17 protein-coding genes are annotated in these 20,242 nt (G+C 72.6%); 14 read left to right on the forward strand and 3 right to left on the reverse strand.

The genetic code is table 11. The features are described from left to right. Positions 1–8: 8 nt before the first annotated feature. Positions 9–1,217 (reverse strand): MFS transporter, encoded by a 1,209-nt coding sequence (locus tag ABD213_RS00220; RefSeq protein ID WP_344322898.1) that lies wholly within the window; start codon positions 1,215–1,217, stop codon positions 9–11. Positions 1,218–1,305: 88 nt separating this feature from the next. On the opposite strand from ABD213_RS00220, the gene ABD213_RS00225 reads away from it, so the two are divergent. From ABD213_RS00225 to ABD213_RS00235, 3 genes are all read left to right on the forward strand, one after another. Then, positions 1,306–2,346: a ferrochelatase gene (locus ABD213_RS00225; RefSeq protein ID WP_344322901.1), complete on the forward strand. Its 1,041-nt coding sequence runs from the start codon at positions 1,306–1,308 to the stop codon at positions 2,344–2,346. Next, a complete protein-coding gene (locus tag ABD213_RS00230) occupies positions 2,343–3,179 on the forward strand; it encodes an inositol monophosphatase family protein (protein ID WP_344322903.1) in 837 nt (278 codons plus the stop codon). The genes ABD213_RS00225 and ABD213_RS00230 overlap by 4 nt, the downstream gene beginning before the upstream one ends. A 61-nt stretch (positions 3,180–3,240) precedes the next feature. Next, positions 3,241–3,540 carry a DUF4193 domain-containing protein gene (locus tag ABD213_RS00235; protein ID WP_344322905.1) on the forward strand — a complete coding sequence of 100 codons (300 nt, stop codon included), beginning with the start codon at positions 3,241–3,243 and terminating at the stop codon, positions 3,538–3,540. Between the two features lie 49 nt (positions 3,541–3,589). Here ABD213_RS00235 and ABD213_RS00240 read toward each other — a convergent pair whose 3' ends face one another. Both ABD213_RS00240 and ABD213_RS00245 read right to left on the reverse strand, forming a co-directional pair. Then, a complete protein-coding gene (locus ABD213_RS00240) occupies positions 3,590–4,018 on the reverse strand; it encodes a DUF4235 domain-containing protein (RefSeq protein WP_344322907.1) in 429 nt (142 codons plus the stop codon). Next, positions 4,005–4,496, reverse strand: coding sequence for a DUF3093 domain-containing protein (locus ABD213_RS00245; RefSeq protein ID WP_344322909.1), 492 nt, complete (start codon positions 4,494–4,496; stop codon positions 4,005–4,007). Before ABD213_RS00245 ends, ABD213_RS00240 begins: the two co-directional genes overlap by 14 nt. Before the next feature lie 51 nt (positions 4,497–4,547). Here ABD213_RS00245 and dut point away from each other — a divergent pair, with 51 nt between their 5' ends. From dut to ABD213_RS00300, 11 genes are all read left to right on the forward strand, one after another. Further along, entirely contained in the window at positions 4,548–5,006 is a 459-nt protein-coding gene (dut, locus tag ABD213_RS00250; RefSeq protein ID WP_344322912.1) for a dUTP diphosphatase, read from the forward strand. Position 5,007: 1 nt separating this feature from the next. Further along, positions 5,008–5,685 (forward strand): DUF3710 domain-containing protein, encoded by a 678-nt coding sequence (locus ABD213_RS00255; protein ID WP_344322914.1) that lies wholly within the window; start codon positions 5,008–5,010, stop codon positions 5,683–5,685. Continuing rightward, a complete protein-coding gene (locus tag ABD213_RS00260) occupies positions 5,682–6,401 on the forward strand; it encodes a DUF3159 domain-containing protein (protein WP_344322916.1) in 720 nt (239 codons plus the stop codon). Before ABD213_RS00255 ends, ABD213_RS00260 begins: the two co-directional genes overlap by 4 nt. 72 nt (positions 6,402–6,473) lie before the next feature. Then, on the forward strand, positions 6,474–7,667 hold the full coding sequence (locus tag ABD213_RS00265) for a class I SAM-dependent RNA methyltransferase (RefSeq protein WP_344322918.1): 1,194 nt from the start codon (positions 6,474–6,476) through the stop codon (positions 7,665–7,667). 69 nt (positions 7,668–7,736) lie between these two features. Next, entirely contained in the window at positions 7,737–11,873 is a 4,137-nt protein-coding gene (locus tag ABD213_RS00270) for an SCO7613 C-terminal domain-containing membrane protein (RefSeq protein ID WP_344322920.1), read from the forward strand. Continuing rightward, positions 11,870–12,580: a hypothetical protein gene (locus tag ABD213_RS00275; protein WP_344322923.1), complete on the forward strand. Its 711-nt coding sequence runs from the start codon at positions 11,870–11,872 to the stop codon at positions 12,578–12,580. The genes ABD213_RS00270 and ABD213_RS00275 overlap by 4 nt, the downstream gene beginning before the upstream one ends. A 143-nt stretch (positions 12,581–12,723) precedes the next feature. Further along, positions 12,724–15,531 carry an aconitate hydratase gene (locus tag ABD213_RS00280; protein WP_344322925.1) on the forward strand — a complete coding sequence of 936 codons (2,808 nt, stop codon included), beginning with the start codon at positions 12,724–12,726 and terminating at the stop codon, positions 15,529–15,531. 239 nt (positions 15,532–15,770) lie between these two features. Continuing rightward, complete coding sequence (locus ABD213_RS00285) at positions 15,771–16,850, forward strand: sugar ABC transporter substrate-binding protein (protein WP_344322927.1); 1,080 nt, start codon at positions 15,771–15,773, stop codon at positions 16,848–16,850. Between the two features lie 83 nt (positions 16,851–16,933). Further along, on the forward strand, positions 16,934–17,719 hold the full coding sequence (locus ABD213_RS00290) for an ATP-binding cassette domain-containing protein (protein ID WP_344322929.1): 786 nt from the start codon (positions 16,934–16,936) through the stop codon (positions 17,717–17,719). Between the two features lie 13 nt (positions 17,720–17,732). Beyond that, positions 17,733–19,007, forward strand: a complete 1,275-nt coding sequence (locus ABD213_RS00295; protein ID WP_344322931.1) for a sugar ABC transporter permease — start codon at positions 17,733–17,735, stop codon at positions 19,005–19,007. A gap of 5 nt (positions 19,008–19,012) precedes the next feature. Then, positions 19,013–20,230, forward strand: a complete 1,218-nt coding sequence (locus ABD213_RS00300) for an ROK family transcriptional regulator (RefSeq protein WP_344322933.1) — start codon at positions 19,013–19,015, stop codon at positions 20,228–20,230. The last annotated feature ends 12 nt before the right edge of the window (positions 20,231–20,242 follow it).

Consider the following 20,242-nt stretch of genomic DNA (forward strand, 5'->3'; position numbering starts at 1 on the left):
CCTACAGGCTAGTGCGTCGACGGGTCGGGGACGAGGGCGCGGTCGACCCTCGGGCGGGGATGGAAGGTCCACGCGACCGCGGCCGCGAGGGAGGCGGCGACGAGCGGCACGGTGAACCCGGCGCGGGGTCCCATCTCGTCGACGACCATGCCGACCACGGAGGCGCCGAGGGCGACCCCGGCCGACAGGGCGGTGATGGTCCACGCCATGGCCTCGGTGAGGCGGACCGGGTTCACGTGGTGCTCGATGACGGTCATCGCCGCGATGAGCGTCGGCGCGATCATGAAGCCTGCCGCGAACATCACGGCGGTGAACCACCCTGCTCCCGGCACGACGAAGGTCGGGACGAAGAACGCGGCCAGGACGAGGGTCGTCCAGCGCAGCCTCACCACCGGCTCGGTGGGCGGTGGCAGAGCACCGGTGAGGACGCCGGCGACGAGGCTGCCGGCGGCCCACACCGCGAGCACGGCGCCGGACCAGCCGCGCAGGTCCAGGTCGGTCATGAACGCCACGACGACGACCTCCGTCGAGCCGAACATCGTCCCGATGCCGACGGCGGCCACCATGACGGGCGCGAGGACCGACCAGCCCATGGGCACGCTGCGATCGATCGGGGCGCCGCTGGTGGTCGGCTCGGTCCGCCGCTGCACCGCCAGTGCGAGACCGCCCAGCGTCCCGGCCGCTCCTGCGGCGGCCAGTCCGGAGAGCGGGTGCAGGCTGAGGGTGAGGAAGGTCACGAGGACCGGGCCGACGATGAAGACCACCTCGTCGAGGACGGCCTCGAGGGCGAAGGCCGTGGGGAGCCGGTCGCGGTCGTCGCGCAGGACGTGAGCCCAGCGGCTGCGGACCATCGCGCCGACCTGCGGCGTCGACGCGCCGGCGAGCGCCGCGGCCGCATGCGTCCAGGGCCCGCCCAGCCCGGACTCGACGGCACCGAGCAGCAGGACGATCCCGGCCGCGAACACGCCGCCGGCCACCGTCAGCACTCGACCCTGGCCCCACCGGTCGGCCAACCGGCCCTGGACAGGGGCGAACAGGGCGAGCGCGAGGACGTAGGCCGCCGACACGAGGCCGGCCCGCCCGTAGGAGCCGGTGCGTTCCTGGACGAGCAGCACGATGCCGAGCGCCGCCATCGAGCTGGGCAGCCGGGCGACCAGCGCCGTCGCGCTGAAGCGAGCGGCCCCGGGCAGGCGGAGGACGGCGACGTAGGACCTCATCGACGCTCCTCCCGCTCGGCGCCACCGTGGCGCCGAGGGCCACCCTAGGTGTCGTGCGTCCCGGCGCCGGGATGGGACCATGGTGCCCATGAACGAGCGTCCGATCGATGCCCTGCTGCTGGTCTCCTTCGGAGGTCCCGAGAAGCCCGAGGACGTCGTGCCGTTCCTGGAGAACGTCACGGCTGGGCGCGGGATCCCCCGCGAACGCCTGGAGGAGGTGGGGGAGCACTACTACCTGTTCGGCGGCAAGTCCCCGATCAACGACCTCAACCGCGAGCTCCTCGCCGCGATCCGCAAGGACCTCGCGGACCACGGCGTCGACCTGCCCGTGTACTGGGGCAACCGGAACTGGGACCCGTACCTGCGTGACGCGATGGAGCAGATGGTCGCCGACGGCATCCGTCGACCGGCGTTCTTCCTGACGAGTGCCTACTCGTCGTACTCGGGCTGTCGGCAGTACCGGGAGAACCTCGCCGAGGCCGTCAACGGGCTCGACCTCGACCTCGTGCGACTGCGCCTCTACTTCAACCACCCCGGTTTCGTCGGGCCCTTCACCGAGGCGACGCGCGCGGCCCTGGCCGAGGCGCCCGAGGGCACGCACACGGTGTTCGTGACCCACTCGATCCCGGACACGATGAACGACGCGAGCGGGGGCCCAGGGGTCGGCGCCTACCGCACGCAGCACGAGGAGGTCGCTCGGCTGGTCGCCGAGGGGGCCGGGGCCGGCGAGTACTCGCTCGTCTACTGCTCCCGATCGGGCTCGCCGCGCACGCCGTGGCTCGAGCCCGACGTCAACGACCACCTCGAGGAGCTCGCCGGTCGTGGGATCACCTCCGTGGCGGTCGTGCCGATCGGGTTCGTCTCGGACCACATGGAGGTGCTCTACGACCTCGACACGGAGGCCAAGGAGACGGCCGAGCGTCTCGGGCTGCGGTTCGTGCGCGTGGAGACTCCCGACCGCCACCCGGACTTCGTCGCCATGGTCCGTGAGCTGCTGACCGAACGCATGGCCATGGACGAGGACCCCGACGTCGAGCGTCCGACCGTCGGGCGGTGCGCCCCCAACCCGCAGACCTGCCCGATCGACTGCTGCGCCAACCCGCGCGGCGAGATCCCGGCCGTGCGGTGACGGACCTCTTCCCCGACGGACCGGTCGACCTCGGTCCGACGCCACCGGAGGAGCTCGTCGAGCTCGCCCGAGCGGTCGCGGTGGAGGCGGCGGTCTTCGTCGCGGGTCGTCGACCCGAGGGGCGGGTCGACGTGGCCGCCACGAAGTCCAGCCCGACCGACGTGGTCACCGAGCTGGACCGTGCGTGCGAGGAGCTCGTCCGTTCGCGCCTGCTGGCGGCCAGGCCGGACGACACGATCATCGGTGAGGAGGGCGACGACCACGAGGGTGGCAGCGGGGTCGCGTGGATCGTCGACCCGATCGACGGCACGGTGAACTTCGTCTACGGCATCCCCTCGTACGCGGTCTCGATCGCCGCCGCGGTCGACGGTGTCGCCGCCGCCGGGGTGGTCGTGAACATCGCCACGGGCGAGCAGTGGGGTGCGGTCCGCGGTGGCGGAGCCTGGACCTGGCACGGGGACGAGCGTCGACCTGTCGTGGCACCGGAGCCACCACCGCTGTCGCAGATGCTCGTCGGGACCGGCTTCAGCTACGAGCCCGACGTCCGCGCCGCACAGGCACGCGCCGTCGCCGCGATGCTGCCGCACGTCCGCGACATCCGTCGTCTGGGTGCCGCGGCGCTGGACCTGTGCGCCGTCGCGAGCGGCCGTCTGGACGCCTACGTCGAGCAGGGCCTGCACCCGTGGGACCTGGCCGCCGGCGGGCTCGTCGCGACAGAGGCCGGGATGGCCCTCGCGGGGCTCGACGGGCCCGCTGGTGTGAGACTGGTCATGGCTGCGCACCCGGCCGTCAGCGAGGAATATTTCTCTCTCGTTCGGACTTGCGGGTTCTGACGGCGAAACCGGTGCCCGGATGTGGCACAATCACGCCGGTTCATCCAGACACGGAGGGTTCATGGCTACCGATTACGACGCGCCTCGCAAGACCGACGACGAGCAGTCCGAGGACAGCATCGAGGAACTGAAGGCGCGTCGCCACGAGAAGAACTCGGGCAAGGTCGACGAGGACGAGGTCGAGGCGGCGGAGTCCTTCGAGCTGCCCGGCGCCGACCTCTCCCACGAGGAGCTGGCGGTGCAGGTCGTGCCCAAGAAGTCCGACGAGTTCACCTGCTCGTCCTGCTTCCTGGTGCACCACCGCTCGCAGCTCGCCAGCGAGAAGAACGGGCAGCTGGTCTGCCACGACTGCGCCTACTGAGCACGACGGGCGCCCGGACCGACCGACGTCGTCCGTGACCCCCAGGGCCTCACCGCCCGCGGCGCGAGGAGCGTCGTGAGCTCGCAGGAGTCGGATCCCCTCCGGGGACCGGCTCCTTCGTCGTCTTGAGCGGCTTGACGCCGGGCGGGAGCTTGCCGGTCGAGCGGACCCAGTAGCCGGTGACCCAACGGCTCACGAGCATCTTCACCAGCTCGACGACGGCCCCACCCACGATCGCCCAGGCCACCGCCTCCTTGGTCTCGACCTCCGGGTGACGGCCCGACGCCGGCGCCTTGCGACCCGTCGTGATGCGCCACACGCGCTGTGCCACCTCGCGTGCCAGCAGGCCGGCGGCCACCGTGGAAGTCCGGTCCAGGACCTTCCACGTCCCGCGGCCGGACCGACGGCTGCGCCGACTCGAGGTCGTCGCGGTGGTCGTCGACGGACCCGTGCCGTGCGTGGTCCTACGTCGCGCCATCGGGGTCTCCTTCGTCCGGGGATGTCGTTGTCGGAACTCCCTGCGAGGTCAAGGCTCTCGCGAGATCGTCCGGTCGGCGACTGCTGAGCAGCCAGTACGGCGTCGGGTCGGTGGGGTCGGACACCGTGGCCCGCACCCCGCCGGCGACGTACGTCCGGTGCACGAGCCAGGCTCGAGCATCCGCGTCGGGGCCGTGCCAGCGTCTCATGGCGTCGCGGTCCAGCACCTCCACGCCGTCCAGGTGCTCGACGTCGATGCGGGCCCGCCCGGCTCGCAGCGCGCCGTCCTCGACCACGAGGGTCACGGCGCCGTACCTCCACAGCGCGAGAGCCACGCCTGCGCCCACACCGGCCGTCGTGAGCACTGCGGCCGACGGTCCGGAGAGGACCAGCACGAGCCAGCCCCACACCAGGGCGAAGGCGAGGCCACCGACCCACCACGACGGCGGGGGCAGAAGACGCTCACGGTGACCGGTCACGAGCACCAAGCCTGCCGCACGCGACCGGTCCGACCGACGTAGGGTCGTGGTGTGCTGGACGTCGAGATCACCCGCCTGGACCCCGGCCTGCCCCTGCCGACCTACGCACGCCACGACGACGCCGGGCTCGACCTGCACGCCGCCGAGGGCGTCGAGCTCGCCCCGGGGGAACGTCGGCTCGTCGCCACCGGCATCGCGATCGCGCTGCCACCCGGGCACGCAGGCTTCGTCCATCCGCGGTCGGGCCTGGCGCTGCGCCACGGACTCTCGGTCGTCAACACCCCCGGCACGATCGACGCCGGCTACCGCGGCGAGATCAAGGTGCTGCTCATCAACCACGACCTCGAGTACTCCGTCAGGGTCGCCCGAGGCGACCGCATCGCCCAGCTCGTCGTCCAGCCGGTCGACCACGTCCGCCTCGTCGAGGTCGACGCCCTGCCCGGATCCGCCCGAGGGGCCGGCGGCTACGGTTCCACGGGAGTCACGTCGGTGACCCACGAGGAGGAGTGACATGTTCGGACGCCGCCGCCAGGGCCAGGACGCCCGGTCCGAGGCCCCCGGCTCGCCGGACGACGCGAGCGCGACCCCCGACGACGGCGCACCCGCCGGCCCGGCGGGTCGACCCGACGGCCCCTGGGACCGTTCCGAGCGCGAGCCCTCGGACCGCCACGTCGACCTGGGGTCGCTGCTCGTCCGTGCCCGGCTCGGCATCGACCTGCGCCTGCCGAAGGACGGCGACCGCCCGTCGAACGCGGTGATCCTCCTGACCTCGGACGCCGGGCTCGAGCTGCGCGCCTTCGCCGCACCGCGCAGCGGCGGCCTGTGGGAGGAGATCCGCCCCGAGCTCGCCGACAACGCCCGTGAGCGTGGGGGAGAGGTCCAGGAGCGCGAAGGCCCGTACGGCACCGAGCTGCTCGTGCGGCTCCCCGCCACGACGCCCGACGGAGAGCCCGGCGTCCAGCCGAGCAGGATCCTCGCCGTCGAGGGACCCCGTTGGATGCTGCGCGCCACCTTCCTCGGCCAGGCCGGTCTCGAGCCGAGCGACGACGGCGTCCTCGCTGAGTCGCTGCGTGACACCATCGTCAACCGGGGCCCGGAGCCTCGGACCTCCAGGGAACCGCTGTCGCTCGTCCCGAACGGGCTCGTCGGCAAGGCGAAGCCCGAGGGGCCCACCGAGGCCGGGACGTGAACCAGCCCGCCGCCCCGGACGACGAGCGCGGACCACGACCGGCCCAGGGAGGTGACCCCGACGATCTCGACGCCGTCGAGACCGTCGAGCAGCTCGTGCGTCGCCAGCTGTCCACGGCGCTCGGAGGCGGCCGCGGCGTCCTCGAGAGCGCCGTGCCGACCGTGGCGTTCACCATCGGCTGGATCAGCACCAGGGACCTGCGGCTGTCGCTCACGATCAGCATCGGGCTCACGGTGGTGCTGCTGCTCGTCCGTCTGGTCCAACGCAGCACGCCCCAGTTCGCGATCACCGCGCTCATGGGCATCGCCATCGCCGCCCTCTTCGCCTCCCGCAGCGGCGAGGCGCGCGACGTCTTCCTGCCCGGCATCCTCTACAACAGCGCCTACGCCGTCGTGCTCGTCACATCGGTGCTCATCGGCTGGCCGCTCGTCGGCCTCATCATCGGCAGCATCACCGGCGACCTCACGCAGTGGCGCCGCGACAAGGGGCTCGTCTCCCTCTGCTCGACCCTGACCTGGATCCTCGCCGTGCCCTGCATCCTGCGCGTCGTCATCCAGTACCCCCTCTGGGCGACCGACCAGGTCGTCGCGCTCGGCATCGTGCGCATCGGCCTGGGCTGGCCCGTGCAGGTCGCCACCTTCGCCGCCATGGCCTGGGTGCTCAGCCGGGACAAGACGCCCCTCCAGCGGCGTCGTGACACCCCGCCCGCGCCGTGAGGACCGGTGCCCGCCCGGCCACCCGACGTGCCGATGGTGCGCTGCGCGCACGCATGATCGACGGGGCCCGCCGTGGATGAGGTCCTGCCCGTGGTCGAGGTCGGTCCCGTCGCTCATGGGGGCCACTGCGTGGCGCGGCTCGACGGGCAGGTCGTCTTCGTCCGGCACACCCTCCCCGGCGAGCAGGTGAGGATCCGCGTCACCGAGGACGCCGGCCGCTACCTGCGCGCCGACGCCGTCGAGGTCCTGCGCGCCGCCGACGGACGCGTCACGCCACCGTGCCCGGTCGCCGGCACCTGCGGCGGCTGCGACTTCCAGCACGTCGACCCCGCCGTCCAGCGACGCCTGCTCGGCGACGTCGTCCAGGAACAGCTGCGGCGCCTGGCGGGCATCGACCGCGAGGTCGTCGTCGAGGAGGTCCTCCCCGTGCTGGGCTGGCGCACCCGCATGTCATGGGCCGTCGACCCCGACGGCCGCCCCGGGCTTCGCCGACACCGCTCCCACGAGGTCGTCCCACTGGAGCAGTGCCCCATCGCCCACCCCGACCTCCCCGCGGTCCTCGGGCACCGCTGGACGGGGCAGGGCGTCGACGCCGTCGTGACCTCCGTCGGGCAACGGCTCGTCGCCGCCGACGCCCCCGTACCGCACGATCTGGAGGTGGACGTCGTCGCGGACGCCGACGGGCGGACGACGGACGGCGTCGCGACCCTCGACGAGCTGGTCCACGACCGACCGTTCCGCGTGGCCGGGACCGGCTTCTGGCAGGTGCACCCCGCGGCCGCCACGACGCTCGTCGACGCCGTCCTCGCGAGCGCCGAGGTCCGCCCCGGCGACGTCGTCGCCGACCTCTACGCCGGGGTCGGGCTGTTCACGCGGTTCCTCGCCGAGGCCGTGGGACCGGACGGCTCGGTCGTGAGCGTCGAGGCCGACCGCACCGCCTCGAGGCTCGCCCACGACGACCTGGCCGACCTCTCCCAGGTCGACGTCGTCCCGGGGACCACCGAGCGCGCCCTGCACTCGGGCCGGGTCGCGACGGCCGACGTGGTCGTGCTGGACCCGCCCCGCACCGGTGCCAAGCGGGCGATCCCCGCGATCGCCGCCCTCGAACCCCGCCGGATCGTGTACGTCGCCTGCGACCCCGCCGCTCTCGCGCGGGACGTGTCGTCGCTGCGCGCCCGCGGCTACGAGCTCAGCGGCCTGCAGGCCTTCGCGCTGTTCCCGATGACGCACCACGTCGAGTGCGTCGCCACGCTCGACCGCGCCTGAGCGGACCCGCGCCCGCAGGCACGGTGTGGGCGCTTGTCAGCGCCCGCGCGGCCCGGCAGGGTGACGGCCATGACCTTCGCGGACCCGTCGGCGTGCCCGGACTGCGCCTCCGTCCTCGACGGCGGGTCGTCGTGCCCGAACTGCCGCCTCGACCTCACGAGCGATGCGGCCCGTCAGCTCTGGGCCGCTCTCCGGTCGGCCGACGCGTGGCTGGACGAGGCCCGGCGGCACCGGGTCCCCGTGCCGTCTCCCGCCCCGGCGGAGCCGGTCGACGTGGTCGAGGTCCCCGACCTCGCTCCGCAGGCCGCCGCGAGCGCCACACCCCCCGTCGGTCACGACGACCCCCCGGCCCCGACCGGCGGCGAGGGGCTCGTCGAGGCAGCGGCACCGCCTGCTCCCGCGGTGGGAGTTCCCCAGCGGGAGGCGTCGTCCGGCGGTGCGGGCACGAGTGCGCCCGCGGCGTCCGCCTCCCGGACCCCTCGGCGTCGACTGTCGGTCGGGACGGTGCTCCTCACGCTCGGCGCGCTCTCCCTCGTCGTCGCGGCGATCATCTTCATCGCCGTCTACTGGGGGCCCATGGGCATCCTCGGACGGGCCGCGGTCCTGCTCGCCGTCACCGCGCTGATCGGCGGGTTCGGGGTCGTCGTGACCCGACGAGGCCTCCGTGGGTCGGCCGAGGCCCTGTGGTCGGTCTTCCTGGCCTTCTTGTCCCTGGACTGGCTGCTGTCGCGCGACCAGGGCCTGTTCGGGCTCGACACGGCACCGGCCGCACCGGTGGAGCTCACCTGGGCGGCGGTCATGGTGGTCCTCGGCGCCCTCGTCGTCGGTCTGGGTCGGCGGCACCTGCCGGCAGTCGGCTCCACCGGCGCTGCGACGACGCACCCCGGCCCGGACCCGCAGGACGACGCGGTCGTGGAGGACGAGCCGCCGGTGGAGGACCGCGACGTCGACCTCACGAGCGCCGTCCGGCGGCCGGTCGAGCTGGTCGCCCCCTCCGTCCTCGCCGGGCTCGCCGTCGCCTTCGCCCTGCCCCGACGGCTCTCCGACCTCGCGGACGTCGGCCTGCGGGCCTTCTGGGCGCTCGCTCTCGTCGCTGCGGTCTCGCTCGCCGCGGCGCTCCTGCTCCGCAGGGTCGGCCTGCGCCTCGGAGCCGTCATCGTGACCGTGACCGCCTGCGTGCTCGGGGCGGTCGGCGTCGTGGTCGCCTACGGGACGGCGGTGACGAACCCGGCGTTCGACGACCTGGTGCTGCGTGCCGAGGGACTCCCGCTGGCACTCGTCGCGCTGGGTCTGTTCGCCGGGTCCTTCGTGGTGCGCAGCCGTGCGGCCGTCGCCGGTGTGCTCGCCGCCGCCGGCACCGTCAGCGCGGTCGTGCTCGTGACGCTGCCTGTGGGGGAGCAGTGGCTCGCGACCGGCGTCCTCGTCCTGCACGCCACGCTCGGACTCCTGCTGGTGCTCGCCACGGCCGGATCCGGGCCCGTGCGGCACGGCGTCCGCTGGGCGGCCGCCGTGCCGGTCGGCATCGCCCTCGTCGGGCTCGTCGTCGACGCGGTGGCGGTGCTCGTCGTCGCCGGCACCTCCGTCGAGGGAGCCGGCCGCCTCGCGCTCGACGAACGCATCGAGCCGGGCCTCGCCCTCACGAGCGACGCGTGGCGTGCCTGCGTGGTCGGGCTCCTGCTGGCCGCGACGACGCTCCGGCTCGCCGCGACGACCCGCACGGTCGACCGGACCCACGCCCTGACCGTCGCCCTGCTGCTCGCCCTGGGCGGGGCGGGCACGACGACGGCGCTGCTCGGTCCGACGGCGCTCGCGATGTCCGCGGTCCTGGTCGCCGGTGGTCTGGTGGTCGGCCTCCTCGGCGGACGGACCCTCACCGTGCGCCTCGTGCTCGGCGCGACGTTGGCCGCTGCCGGCCCTCTCGCCGCACTTGGCTCCTGGTGGGCCACGGCGATCGTGTCGGTCGTGACGGCCGGCGGCCTGGCGCTGCTCGCCGCGCGGGTCCCGGTGGCGCGCTGGCGCGACGTCAGCGGCGGGGGCGCCGCCGGTTGGGCACTGTCGGGCCTCCTCGCCGCCCTCGCCGCCGGTGGGGTCGAGCCGGCGGTCGCGACCTACGTGCTCACGACGTCCGTGCTCGCCCTGCTCGTCGTGGCGGTCCTGGCACTCGGTGCCCGCACCGGCCGGGCCGGGGTGGAGGTCGCGGCGGCGGCGGGTGCACTCGTCGCGCTCGACCGTCTCTCGGCGACCCTCGGAGTGGCCGAGCAGTCCGTCGTGCTGCTCGCGGCCGGTGCCGTCCTGGTCGCGCTGAGCCACCGCACGGCCGAGCGCTGGTGGTACGCCGTCGTCGGCTCGATCGCGGCCGTCACCGCGGCCGTCCTGGTGGGTGGCGGGACGGGTCCGGTCCTCTGGGAGTGGGCCGCCGGTCTCTGGCCGGTGGCCGCCGCGGTCGTGCTCGTCGCGTCGCGCAGGGCGCCCGCGAGCGTCCTGCGCGAGGTCCTCGCCGGGACCGGGGCCCTCCTCGCCGGGGCCTCGGTCCTTCCCCCGGTCGTGCTGCTCGGTCTCCCGGTGGTGGTCGAGGCGGCGGCGCTGGTCGTGGCGGCCGCCGCCTTGGCGTGGGTCGTCCTCACCCGGGCGGTGGGGCGGTCCGGGTCCGTCGGCGCCGAGGTCGCTGCCGGAGTGCTCGCGGCCTGGGGCCTGTCGGTGGCGGTCGCCGAGCTGCCGTTGCCCCACGGGGTCGCCGTGGCGGTCGCGACCGGCCTGCTCGTCGTCGCGCTGGCGTGGCGCGTGCCGCGCCGCCCCTGGTACGCCCTCCTCGCTGCGGCCCTGGCGTGGTCCCTTGTCGGGGCGACGCTCGGCTCCGAGGACGTCGCGTCCTGGGCCTGGCCCGCGGCCGGTCTGCTGCTCGTGGCGGCTGCGCGTCCCCTCGCAGGGTGGTGGCGCGACGGTGTCGCCGGCTCGGCGGCCTTCGTGCTCGCGATGAGTGTCCTGCCGCTCCTGCGGCTCGTGGAGGCCGACGACCTGCTGGTCTCGTGCGCGTCGCTCGTCACGGCCGCCGTCGCGGTCGCCGTGGCCCACCGCGTCCTCGGGCCGGCCCGAGGTGGGTCCGGTGTCGAGGTCGGCGGGGGTCTGGCCGCCCTCGTGGCCGTGGTCGCCGCGTCCGGTGCCCTCGCCCCGGTGACGTTCGCGGTGGTGGCGGTGCTGCTCGCGGCACTCGCGACGACGCTCGCCTGGCTCGTGCGGCGCCGCTGGTGGTACGCCCTCGTCGGGGCGGCCGCCGCCGGCCTGTCGGTGGTGTGCAGCGTGGGGGAGACGAGCACCGCCCTGTGGGCGTGGCCGGCCTCGGCGGCCGTCGTCGCCGTCGGTGCCGCGCGCGTCCCGGGGTGGTGGCGCCAGGTCCTCGCCGGACTCGCCGCCGTCCTCGCCGGTGCCTGCGTCGCCCCCGTCGCGGACTCCGCCGAGTGGGACGTCACGGTGACGACCCTCTCGCTGGTGGGTGTCGCCGCCGTCCTCGCGGCCCTCGCCGTCGTCGTGCTGCGCACCCCGCGCGGCGGACCGGGCGTCGAGGTCGGTGCCGCGCTGCTGGCCTCCGCCGGCGTCCTCCTGGGTGCGGAGTCGACCGGGCCCGCCCACGTCGCGCTGCTGCTGACCGTCGTGGGTGCCGCGACGGCGACGCTCTCCCTGCTCGATCGCGACCGCGGCTGGTACCGATGGATCGGTGCCGTGGCGCTCGCGGTGGCCTACGTGCTGAGGCTCGTCGCCAGCGACGTCGGGATCGTCGAGGCCTACACCCTGCCGTTCGGCGTCCTGCTCCTCGCCGCGGGCGTGGTCGCGACCCGTCGGCCCGACGACCGCCCCGGCCCGACGGGGCGGACCGTCGTGACCCTGGGCCCCGGTCTGCTGCTGTGCCTCGCCCCGAGCCTGCCGCTGGCACTCGCGGACCCGACCAGCCTGCGAGCCCTGCTGCTCGGCCTGGCTGCCCTCGCGGTGATGGCCGCCGGGATCGTCGCCCGCTGGCAGGCGCCGTTCGTGGCCGGGTCCCTCGTCGTCGCGGCGATCGTGCTGACGAATGTCGGCCCCTACGCCTGGGGCCTGCCGCGGTGGGTGCTGATCGCCGTGGCCGGTGCTGCCATGCTGGTGACCGGCGTGACGTGGGAACGACGTGTCCAGGACGGGCGTGCTGCGGTGCGCTGGGTGGGAGCGATGCGATGAGCGAGACGGCCGGCGACCCGACCGTGGGCGAGGACGTCGACGAGGTCGAGCCGACGCGCAGCGTCAGCGACCTCCGGCGTTCCGCCGCCGCTCAGGACGTGCTGCTGTTCTGCGTGGCCTTCAGCGGCGGCGCCGTGCTCTACCTGGTGGGTCACCTGCTGCTGGCCGCCGACCCGCTCGGGTGGGAGGCCGGTCTCAGCGACGACCTGCTGCTCAGCGGCCTGGTCGCCGGCGAGCTCTTCGTCCTCTGGAACAACGGTCTGCGCCAGGGGGTTCGCGGGCACAGCGTCGGCAAGCACCGTTCGGGCCTGCGCGTGGTCGCGGTCGGATCGGGACGGCCCGTCGGGGTCGTCCGTGGTCTGGCCCGGGGCCTGGTCGTCGTGGGGCTCTTCGACCTCGCCCTCGCGGCCGTGCCCGTCGGTCTGCCGACGGTGCTGCGCCGTCTGACCCCGGAGGAGTGGCACGTCGGGGGAGCGGCCTACGTCGCGGTCGTGCTCGTCGTGGTGTCCCTGCTGCCGTTCGCCCGCACGGTCCCCGACCTGCTGCTGCGCACCCGTGTGGTGCGCAGCCACGACCGCACGAGCCCGCGCCGCCGTCGTGCGCTCGCGGTGCTCGACGTCGTCGGGGTCGTCGGCGTGCTCGCGGTGTGCCTGGCATACGTAGCCTTCTTCTGGCCGCTCATCTGGCAGCTGCCGTCGCTGAGGTAGGTCGCGCGTCGCTCGTCAGGACTCTCGACGTCATGTATCTTGACATCAAGAGACTTTCGTCTCGACCGACTTAGGATCACCTGACGTGGCGCCGACCGCGGTGTCTGGGCAGGATGGATCCTGACCCGCGCGAAGGAGACATCATGAGCGTCGACAGCTTCCAGTCCAAGCAGTCACTGAAGGTGGGTGACGACTCCTACGAGATCTACCGCCTCGACCAGGTGACGGGCGACGGTCTCGACGTCGCCTCCCTGCCGTTCAGCCTGAAGGTCCTGCTCGAGGCGCTGCTGCGCACCGAGGACGGGGCCAACATCACCAAGGCCGACATCGAGGCACTCGCCGGCTGGGACGCCTCCGCCGATCCCAGCAAGGAGATCCAGTTCACGCCGGCCCGCGTGATCATGCAGGACTTCACCGGCGTTCCCTGTGTCGTAGACCTCGCCACCATGCGCGAGGCCATGGCCGACCTCGGGGGAGACCCGAGCCGGATCAACCCCCTCGCCCCGGCCGAGATGGTCATCGACCACTCCGTCATCGCCGACGTCTTCGGCACCCCCGACGCCTTCGAGCGCAACGTCGAGATCGAGTACGAGCGCAACGGCGAGCGCTACAAGTTCCTGCGCTGGGGTCAGGGCGCGTTCGACGACTTCAAGGTGGTGCCCCCGGGCACCGGCATCGTCCACCAGGTCAACATCGAGCACCTGGCGCGCGTCGTCTTCACCAAGGACGCCGACGGCTCCACCGTCGCCTACCCGGACTCCTGCGTCGGCACCGACTCGCACACGACGATGGTCAACGGGCTCGGCGTCGTCGGCTGGGGCGTCGGCGGCATCGAGGCCGAGGCCGCGATGCTCGGTCAGCCGATCAGCATGCTGATCCCGCGTGTCGTCGGCTTCAAGCTGTCCGGCGAGCTTCCCGAGGGCGCGACCGCGACCGACCTCGTCCTCACGATCACCGAGATGCTGCGCGAGCACGGCGTCGTGGGCAAGTTCGTGGAGTTCTACGGCTCCGGCGTGGGCGCGGTCCCGCTGGCCAACCGCGCCACCATCGGCAACATGAGCCCCGAGTATGGCTCCACGATCGCGGTCTTCCCGATCGACGAGGAGACCACCACGTACATGGAGCTGACCGGCCGCAGCCCCGAGCAGATCGCGCTCGTCGAGGCCTACGCCAAGGCCCAGGGCCTGTGGCACGACCCCGAGGCCGAGCCGCGCTACTCCGAGTACCTCGAGCTCGACCTCTCCACGGTCGTGCCCTCGATCGCCGGGCCCAAGCGTCCGCAGGACCGCGTCGCGCTCGCCGACGCCAAGACCGGCTTCCGCGGAGCCCTGTCGGCGTACGTCACCGACGGCGCCGAGACGGTCAACGGCGAGTGGGACGAGTCGCTGGAGGAGTCCTTCCCCGCCTCGGACCCGCCGGCCAACACCGACGCCCACGGCCAGACGCCCGCGCGCGACTACCTCAGCTGCGCCCCCGCGGACGGCGGTCGCCCGTCGAACCCGCAGCGCGTCCGGCTGGAGGACGGCACGGAGTTCGAGATCGACCACGGTGCGGTCACGATCGCGGCGATCACCTCGTGCACCAACACCTCGAACCCGTCGGTGATGATCGGCGCGGCGCTGCTCGCCAAGAACGCCGTCGAGAAGGGCCTGGAGCGCAAGCCGTGGGTCAAGACGACGCTCGCCCCCGGCTCGAAGGTCGTCACCGACTACTACGAGAAGTCCGGCCTGACGCCGTATCTGGAGAAGCTGGGCTTCTACCTCGTCGGCTATGGCTGCACGACGTGCATCGGCAACTCCGGCCCGCTCATCCCCGAGGTCAGCGCAGCGGTCAACGAGGCCGACCTCGCGGTGACGTCGGTGCTCTCGGGCAACCGTAACTTCGAGGGTCGGATCAACCCCGACGTCAAGATGAACTACCTGGCGTCCCCGCCCCTGGTCATCGCCTACGCGCTGGCCGGCTCGATGGACGTCGACCTGTTCAACGACCCGCTGGGCCAGGACTCCGACGGCAACGACGTCTACATGCGTGACATCTGGCCGTCGCCGAGCGAGGTCGAGCGCGTCATCGCCTCCTCCATCGACGCCGACACGTTCAGCTCCGAGTACGCCGACGTCTTCGCCGGCGACGAGCGCTGGCAGAACCTGCCCACCCCCGAGGGCGACGTCTTCGAGTGGGACGAGGACTCTACCTACGTCCGCAAGGCGCCGTACTTCGACGGCATGGGCCTGGAGCCCGAGCCCGTCACCGACATCTCCGGCGCACGCGTGCTGCTGAAGCTGGGCGACTCCGTCACGACCGACCACATCTCCCCGGCCGGCGCCATCAAGAAGGACAGCCCGGCCGGTCGGTACCTCTCCGAGCACGGCGTGAACCCCCGCGACTTCAACTCCTACGGATCGCGGCGCGGCAACCACGAGGTCATGATCCGCGGCACCTTCGCCAACATCCGGCTGCGCAACCAGCTGGCTCCGGGCACGGAGGGCGGCTTCACCCGCGACCTGCTCGGTGACGGGGAGGTCGCGACGGTCTTCGAGGCGTCCGAGGCGTACGCCGAGGCCGGCGTGCCCCTCGTGGTGCTGGCGGGCAAGGAGTACGGCTCGGGCTCCTCGCGCGACTGGGCGGCCAAGGGCACGGCGCTGCTGGGCGTGAAGGTCGTCATCGCCGAGTCCTACGAGCGCATCCACCGCTCCAACCTCATCGGCATGGGCGTGCTGCCGCTGCAGTTCCCCGAGGGTGAGAACGCCGAGTCCCTGGGCCTCTCCGGTGAGGAGACGTTCGAGGTCACCGGCGTGACGGCCCTGAACGACGGCGACATCCCGCGCACGGTCACGGTCACGGCCGATGGCGTCGAGTTCGAGGCGGTCGTCCGCATCGACACCCCGGGCGAGGCGAGCTACTACCGCAACGGCGGCATCATGCCGTACGTGCTGCGCAGCCTGCTCGACTGACCAGCGTGGAGAACGGCCCCGGACCCCCTCGGTCCGGGGCCGTCGTCATGCTGCCCACGGCCGCGCGCTCCCCGTGCTCGGTGACGTTTCGATGTATTTGTTGTTTGCGACGAGAAACATGCGCGAAATGCTGGACGTGACTCCAGTCACGCTATACGTTCGCTCAAACAACAATTTCTGCGTCACGACCGGCGGATCCCTTCGCCAGCGCGTCGCACGAGGAGAAGGAGGCGGTTCGCGTGAAGCGGACGCGCAATCTGGTGCTGGCAGCAGCGACGAGCACCGCCCTCATCCTGACCGGATGTGGCAGCGACTCGGGGAACGACGGCGGAAGCGGCGACGGTGCCGAGGGCAAGATCGGTGTGATCCTGCCCGACACCAAGTCCTCCGTCCGATGGGAAGCGGCGGACCGTCCCGCTCTGCAGCAGGCGTTCGAGGACGCCGGCGTCGAGTACGAGATCCAGAACGCCGAGGGCAACGCCGACACGATGGCCACCATCGCCGACGGCATGATCGCCGACGGCGTGACCGTCCTGGCGATCGTCAACCTCGACTCGGACTCCGGTGCCGCCATCCAGGAGAAGGCAGCTCAGCAGGGCGTGCGCACCATCGACTACGACCGGCTGACCCTCGGTGGCTCGGCGGACTACTACGTCTCCTTCGACAACACGCGCGTCGGCGAGCTGCAGGGCGAGGGCCTCGCGCAGTGCCTCGGTGACGAGGAGGCGAACCTGATCTTCCTCAACGGCTCGCCGACCGACAACAACGCCACCCTCTTCTCCGAGGGCGCACACAGCGTGCTGGACGCCGTCGACACCTACACCAACGTCGGCGAGCAGGCCGTCCCGGACTGGGACAACGAGCAGGCCGTGACGATCTTCGAGCAGCTCTACACCCAGGCCGACGGCGAGGTCGACGGCGTGTACGCGGCCAACGACGGTCTCGCCGGGTCGGTCGTCTCCATCCTGGAGAAGAACGGTCGCGCCGGGGAGGTGCCGGTCACCGGTCAGGACGCCACGGTCGAGGGCCTGCAGCGGATCCTCGCGGGCGACCAGTGCATGACGGTCTACAAGTCCGCCAAGCTCGAGGCCGGCGCCCTCGCCGAGACGGCCATCGCGCTGGTCAACGGTGACGACGCCGAGACCAACGGCACGACGGAGGACGCCGACGGTGGCCGCGAGGTCCCGTCCATCCTCCTGGACCCGCAGTCGATCACCGCCGACAACGTCAAGGACGTCGTCGACGACGGCGGCGTGAGCGCCGACGACCTGTGCCAGGGCGACTTCGCCGCCCTGTGCGAGGACGCCGGGATCTCCTGAGGTCCCGTCCCGGGAGCAGTGGCACACCGTGGCCGCTGCTCCCGGGCCCCCTTCTCCACACCCGCCGACCAGGAGCACCGACGATGACCACCACCGGCCTGCCCGAACCACTGCTGCGGCTCAGCGGCATCAACAAGAGCTTCGGTGCCGTGCACGTCCTGCACGACGTCGACTTCGCCGTGTACCCCGGCCAGGTCACGGCACTCGTCGGCGACAACGGCGCCGGCAAGTCCACCCTGGTCAAGACGATCGCGGGCATCTACTCCGCCGAGTCCGGCGAGCGGTACTTCGCCGGGTTGCCGGTCACCATCAACGGTCCCCGCGACGCCGCGGACCTCGGCATCGAGGTCGTCTACCAGGACCTCGCGCTGTGCGACAACCTCGACATCGTCCAGAACATGTTCCTCGGCCGTGAGCAGATGCGCGGCGTCGTGCTCGATGAGAACACCATGGAGGCGCGTGCCCGCGAGACCCTCGCGTCGCTGTCGGTCCGCACCGTGAAGTCCGTGCGCCAGAGCGTCTCGAGCCTGTCCGGTGGTCAGCGCCAGACGGTCGCCATCGCCAAGTCGGTCCTCTGGAACTCCAAGGTCGTCCTGCTCGACGAGCCCACCGCGGCTCTCGGCGTCGCCCAGACCCGCCAGGTGCTCGATCTCGTGCGACGCCTCGCCGACCAGGGTCTCGGCGTCGTGCTGATCTCCCACAACATGGTCGACGTCTTCGAGGTCGCCGACCGCATCACCGCGCTCTACCTCGGCCGGGTCGCTGCCGACGTCGCCACGGCCGACGTGACCCACAGCCAGGTCGTCGAGCTCATCACGGCCGGTCGCTCGGGCGACCTCGGCCTCACCACCAGCGGCACGACCGCCTGATCGGAGCAGCCACATGACCTCCACGGAAACCTCCAGCAGCTCCCTCGCCGAGACCGACTTCGCCGTCGACTCGCGTCAGGTCGCGACCGTCGGCCAGGCGTTCACCGCCTACGGCAACCGGATCCGCGGCGGCGACATGGGCGCACTGCCGGCCGTCCTCGGACTCATCGTCCTCTTCGTCGTCTTCAGCCTGGCGAGCAGCTCCTTCCTCACCGCGCTCAACATGGCCAACCTCATCACCCAGGCGGGCGCCATCTGCGTCCTCGCCATGGGCCTGGTCCCCGTGCTCCTCATGGGCGACATCGACCTCTCGGCCGGGGTCGCCGGTGCCGTCGCCGCCGCCATCGCGGCGCTCGCCATCAGGGACCAGGGCCTGCCCTGGTACGTGGCCGTGCTCGCGGCCGTCGTCGCTGGGATGGTCATCGGCTTGGCCATCGGCCTGCTCGTGGCCAAGGTCGGCATCCCGTCCTTCGTCGTGACCCTGGCGTTCTTCCTCGCGCTGCAGGGCGTCACCCTGCGACTTATCGGCCAGGGTGGGTCGGTGCGCGTCGACGACCCGGTGATCCGTGGCCTGACGATCACCAACGTCCCCGTCCTCGCCGGGTGGGTCGTCGCCGTGGTGATCGTCGTCGGGTTCGCCGCGCTCACGCTGCTGCGCTACCGCAGCCAGGTCGCCCGCGACCTCCAGCACCAACCCCTCGGCGTCATCGCGCTGAAGATCGCCGGCATGGCCGTGATCGTCCTCGGCGTCACCGCGGTGCTGAGCGTCAACCGCAGCCGCAACCCCAACTTCCCGATCGAGGGCGTCCCGTACGTCCTCCCGCTCGTCGCCCTGCTGCTGATCTTCTGGACCTTCGTCCTGACGCGGACCCGCTACGGACGTCACGTCTACGCCGTGGGTGGGAACCGCGAGGCGGCCCGACGTGCCGGCATCAACGTCGACCGGATCCGCATCTCGGTCTTCGTGATCGGCTCCTCGATGGCCGCCATCAGCGGCATCATCGCCGCGTCCAACGCCGGCAGCGTCTCGCCGTCCTCGGGCGCCGGCAACACCCTGCTCTACGCCGTCGGCGCTGCCGTCATCGGCGGAACCAGCCTCTTCGGCGGCAAGGGCCAGGCACGGGACGCCGTCATCGGCGGCGTCGTCATCGCGACCATCGCCAACGGGCTCGGACTGCTCAACCAGGCCAGCTACATCAACTTCCTCGTGACGGGTGCGGTGCTCCTGCTCGCGGCCGGCGTCGACGCGGTCTCGCGACGTCGTCGCTCCGCCTCCGGGCTGGGCTGACCCCCGTGGTCAGGGCAGGCGCCGGCACCAACCAGGAGGCGGTCCGGCGGCACAACCTCGGCACGGTGCTCGCCCACGTGCACCGGGCCGGACGGATCTCACGAGCCGAGCTGACGAGCGCCATGGGTCTGAACCGCAGCACGATCGGCGGCCTGGTCGCCGAGCTCGAGGTGCTCGGGCTGACCGAGCAGGCTGCTCCGACCGGGGCGAGGACCGGGGCCGGTCGTCCGTCCCCCGACGTGGTCCCTGCCACCGACGGTGCCTACGTCCTGGCCGTCGACATCGGTGTCGCCGGTCTGGCGGTGGCACGCGTCGGTCTCGCCGGCAGGGTGCTGTCGCGCGCGACGGCGTCCATCCCGACCTCGCGGACACCCGAGAGCACGTGCGAGGCCGTGGTCGAGCTGCTGCGCCTGGTCGTGAGGGAGTCACCGTCGGGCTCACCACTGGTCGGGCTCGGGATCTCCGTGCCGGGCCTCGTGCGCAGTGCCGACCACCTCGTGCGGCTCGCCCCGAACCTCGGATGGGTCGACGTCCCGATCGGCACCATCCTCGCCGGACGGCTCGGTCTCGACGTCGACGTGACCGTCGGCAACGACGCCGACCTCGGGGCCCTCGCGGAGCACCTGCGTGGTGCCGGCACGGACGACGCCGACCTGATCTACCTCTCGGGGGAGGTCGGCGTCGGTGCCGGGCTGGTGGTCGACGGCCGGCCGGTCGGTGGGGGAGGCGGCTACGCCGGCGAGATCGGTCACCTGCAGATGGACCCCGCCGGTCGACTGTGCCACTGCGGCAACCGCGGGTGCTGGGAGACGCAGGTCGGCGCACCGGCCATCGCCGAGGCGATCGGGTGCCCCGACGACCGGGTCGCCGCGTTGGGGGAGGTGCTGGACACCCAGCAGGACGCCGGTGACGCGCTGCGCGCAGTCGGCCGTGACCTCGGCGCGGGCATCGCCAGTGCCGTCAACCTGTTGAACCCGCAGGTCGTCGTGCTCGGGGGGTACTTCCGGTCCCTCTACCCGCTCGTGCGTGCGGAGGTCGACGAGACCGTGCGGTCGCGCGCCCTCGTGGCGCCGAACGAGCACGTGCGGCTCGCCCTGCCGTCCCTCGGCGCGGACAGTGTCCTCGTCGGCGCGGCGGAGGTGGCGTTCGCGGGGTTGCTCGCCGACCCGGTGGCGGGTCTGGCGCGGTCGCTGCGCGACGTCGAGGCGGCCCTCGTCGCCTGAGCGTGCCGGCGA

Source organism: Aeromicrobium halocynthiae, from assembly GCF_039531385.1.
In the GTDB taxonomy this organism is placed as follows: Bacteria; Actinomycetota; Actinomycetes; order Propionibacteriales; family Nocardioidaceae; genus Aeromicrobium; species Aeromicrobium halocynthiae.

Bases quoted from the DNA above. Each gene is read 5' to 3' on its own strand.
- ABD213_RS00270 (WP_344322920.1), top strand. From the start codon at position 7,737: ATGACCTTCGCGGACCCGTCGGCGTGCCCGGACTGCGCCTCCGTCCTC.
- ABD213_RS00220 (WP_344322898.1), bottom strand. From the start codon at position 1,217: ATGAGGTCCTACGTCGCCGTCCTCCGCCTGCCCGGGGCCGCTCGCTTC.
- ABD213_RS00275 (WP_344322923.1), top strand. From the start codon at position 11,870: ATGAGCGAGACGGCCGGCGACCCGACCGTGGGCGAGGACGTCGACGAG.
- ABD213_RS00235 (WP_344322905.1), top strand. From the start codon at position 3,241: ATGGCTACCGATTACGACGCGCCTCGCAAGACCGACGACGAGCAGTCC.
- ABD213_RS00255 (WP_344322914.1), top strand. From the start codon at position 5,008: ATGTTCGGACGCCGCCGCCAGGGCCAGGACGCCCGGTCCGAGGCCCCC.
- ABD213_RS00295 (WP_344322931.1), top strand. From the start codon at position 17,733: ATGACCTCCACGGAAACCTCCAGCAGCTCCCTCGCCGAGACCGACTTC.
- ABD213_RS00225 (WP_344322901.1), top strand. From the start codon at position 1,306: ATGAACGAGCGTCCGATCGATGCCCTGCTGCTGGTCTCCTTCGGAGGT.
- ABD213_RS00240 (WP_344322907.1), bottom strand. From the start codon at position 4,018: ATGGCGCGACGTAGGACCACGCACGGCACGGGTCCGTCGACGACCACC.
- ABD213_RS00280 (WP_344322925.1), top strand. From the start codon at position 12,724: ATGAGCGTCGACAGCTTCCAGTCCAAGCAGTCACTGAAGGTGGGTGAC.
- ABD213_RS00290 (WP_344322929.1), top strand. From the start codon at position 16,934: ATGACCACCACCGGCCTGCCCGAACCACTGCTGCGGCTCAGCGGCATC.